Below are 2,289 nucleotides of genomic sequence, written 5' to 3'. Positions count from 1 at the left end.
ACGACACCTCGTTGAGACCGGCGTCCGCCACCAGGCGGTGGAAGTCATCTTCGTCATGGCCGGGAGAGACGACGACGATGCGCGAGACGGGGAGTTCCCCGAGCTCGTCGAAGTCGACCTGGCGCCCGCCGTCGAGTGTCCAGTCATCGAGCTGCTCGGTGAACAACCGCTGCCCGGAGGCGAGTTCGACCATGTATCTGGCCTCGGGGAGACGCTCTCGCAGCAGGCCGAGGACCGGAGTGGGGTCGAACGTCTCCACGTTCCAGCGCTCCCAGTCGTCACCCGAGCGGCGCATCGTCACCGCGCCGTTGGAGCACACCACGTAGTCCGCGGTCAATCCGAGTTCCTCGACGTATCTTCGGGTCGCCATCCAGCTGCGACCGGTCGCGATGGTGACCACGTGCCCGCCGTCGCGAAGCCGGGCGATCGCTTCCGGAACACCGGGGCTCATCGTCTCGTCCTGCAGCAGGATGGTCCCGTCGACGTCGAGGCCGACCAGCCAGGGGCCCGTCATCGAGCGGCCCGCCCGTCGACGAGGGGCTGGATCACGTCGAGGCCGCCGAGGTAGGGGCGCAGGACCTCGGGCACGCGCACGGATCCATCGGCCTGCTGGTGCGTCTCGAGCAGGGCGACGATCCAGCGTGTCGTGGCGAGCGTGCCGTTCAGCGTGGCGACGTGCTGCGTCTTCGCTGCTCCCTGCGTCGCTCCATCCGCCGCATCGACGAGAGGGCGATGACGCACGTCCAGGCGGCGCGCCTGGAAGGTCGTGCAGTTCGACGTCGAGGTGAGCTCGCGGAAGGCGCCCTGCGTCGGCACCCACGCCTCGATGTCGTACTTGCGAGCGGCGCTGGAGCCGAGGTCTCCCGCTGCCACATCGATCACGCGGTAGGCGAGACCGAGCGAGGTCAGCATCTCCTCCTGCAGGGCCACGAGGCGCAGGTGCTCGGCTTCGGCCTCCTCCGCAGTCGTGTAGACGAACATCTCCAGCTTGTTGAACTGGTGCACCCGGATGATGCCGCGGGTGTCCTTGCCGTGCGAGCCGGCCTCGCGGCGGTAGCAGGTCGACCAGCCGGCGTAGCGGAGGGCACCGTCTGCCAGGTCAACGATCTCGTCCTTGTGATACCCGGCGAGCGCGACCTCGCTGGTGCCGACCAGGTACAGATCGTCGTCCTTGTCGAGGTGGTAGACCTCATCGGCGTGCTCGCCGAGGAAGCCGGTGCCCTGCATGATCTCCGGGCGCACGAGCGTCGGGGTGATCAGGGGCACGAATCCGTTCTGGAGCGCCTTGTCGAGCGCGAGGTTCATCAGCGCGATCTCGAGACGTGCGCCGATGCCGCGCAGGAAGTAGAAGCGCGCGCCGGAGACCTTGGCACCGCGTTCCATGTCGATCGCTCCGAGGAGCTCGCCGAGCTCGAGGTGGTCCTTCGGCTCGAAGTCGAACGCCGGGACGTCACCGACGCGGCGCAGTTCGACGAAATCGGCTTCGCCGCCGGCCGGCACGCCGTCGATCACCACGTTCTCGATCCGAGCCAGAGCGGCAGCCGCGGCTTCGGCGGCCTCGTTCGCCGCGTGCTGGGCCTGCTTGACGCGCTCGGCGAGGTCTTTCGCCTGCGCGACCAGCGCAGCCTTCTCCTCTTTCGGAGCCTTCGCGACGAGCTTGCCGAAGGCGTTCTGCTCGGCACGCAGCTCCTCGAACGCGGAGAGCGCGGCCCTGCGCGATCGGTCGGCCTCGAGAGCGACGTCGACGGTGCTCTGGTCGTTTCCACGAGCAGCCTGCGAGCGGCGGACGATCTCCGGATTGTCGCGGAGGAGTGCGAGGTCGATCATCCACCAAGTCTACGGTGAACGCTCCGAGGTGCCGGATGTCACACTCTCGGGCCGGTATCGTCTTCCTCTGCAGTGGTCGGCACCGCGTCGACCTGTGGAAAGGAATCCCATGAGCATCCGCGTCACCTCCCTCGACCAGCTGAACCTCGCCTTCGCCGATCGCTTCAACGCCCGCGACCTCGACGGGCTGATGGCGCTGAACACCCCGGACGTCGTCTTCGTGCCCGCACCGGGAGCGGCCGTGACGGGCACGGACGCGGTCAGAGGGGCTCTCGAGCAGTTCCTCGGTCTGAACCTGCCGATCTCGATGACGGTCCGTCACGTCTTCGAGAGCTTCCCGATCTGGTTCTCGCTGCTGTTCATTGCCGCCACCATCACGATCGCGACCGTGGCCAGCCTTCTCAAGACGCGTCGGGCACCGGATTCCGTTCCGGCCGGCGCCGACACCACCACCCGCAACGA

General features: G+C 67.8%; 2 protein-coding genes and 2 pseudogenes. 2 read left to right on the top strand and 2 right to left on the bottom strand.

The window, feature by feature from the left end; genetic code table 11:
* Positions 1-514: HAD family hydrolase (locus KZA10_RS12800; RefSeq protein ID WP_218683062.1), on the bottom strand; the 514-nt coding region annotated here is incomplete at its 3' end.
* Entirely contained in the window at positions 511-1,827 is a 1,317-nt protein-coding gene (serS, locus tag KZA10_RS12795; protein WP_141387590.1) for a serine--tRNA ligase, read from the bottom strand. The genes KZA10_RS12800 and serS, both read right to left, overlap by 4 nt.
* Before the next feature lie 109 nt (positions 1,828-1,936).
* On the opposite strand from serS, the pseudogene KZA10_RS18545 reads away from it, so the two are divergent.
* Both KZA10_RS18545 and KZA10_RS12785 read left to right on the top strand, forming a co-directional pair.
* A pseudogene (locus KZA10_RS18545) lies at positions 1,937-2,098 on the top strand (nuclear transport factor 2 family protein); the annotation flags it as partial.
* 66 nt (positions 2,099-2,164) lie between these two features.
* Positions 2,165-2,289, top strand: a pseudogene (locus tag KZA10_RS12785) (TerC family protein); the annotation flags it as partial.

The sequence above is a fragment of the Microbacterium sp. BF1 genome (assembly GCF_019279095.1).
GTDB lineage: Bacteria > Actinomycetota > Actinomycetes > Actinomycetales > Microbacteriaceae > Microbacterium > Microbacterium maritypicum.
This window is presented reverse-complemented; position numbering and strand designations above follow the sequence as displayed.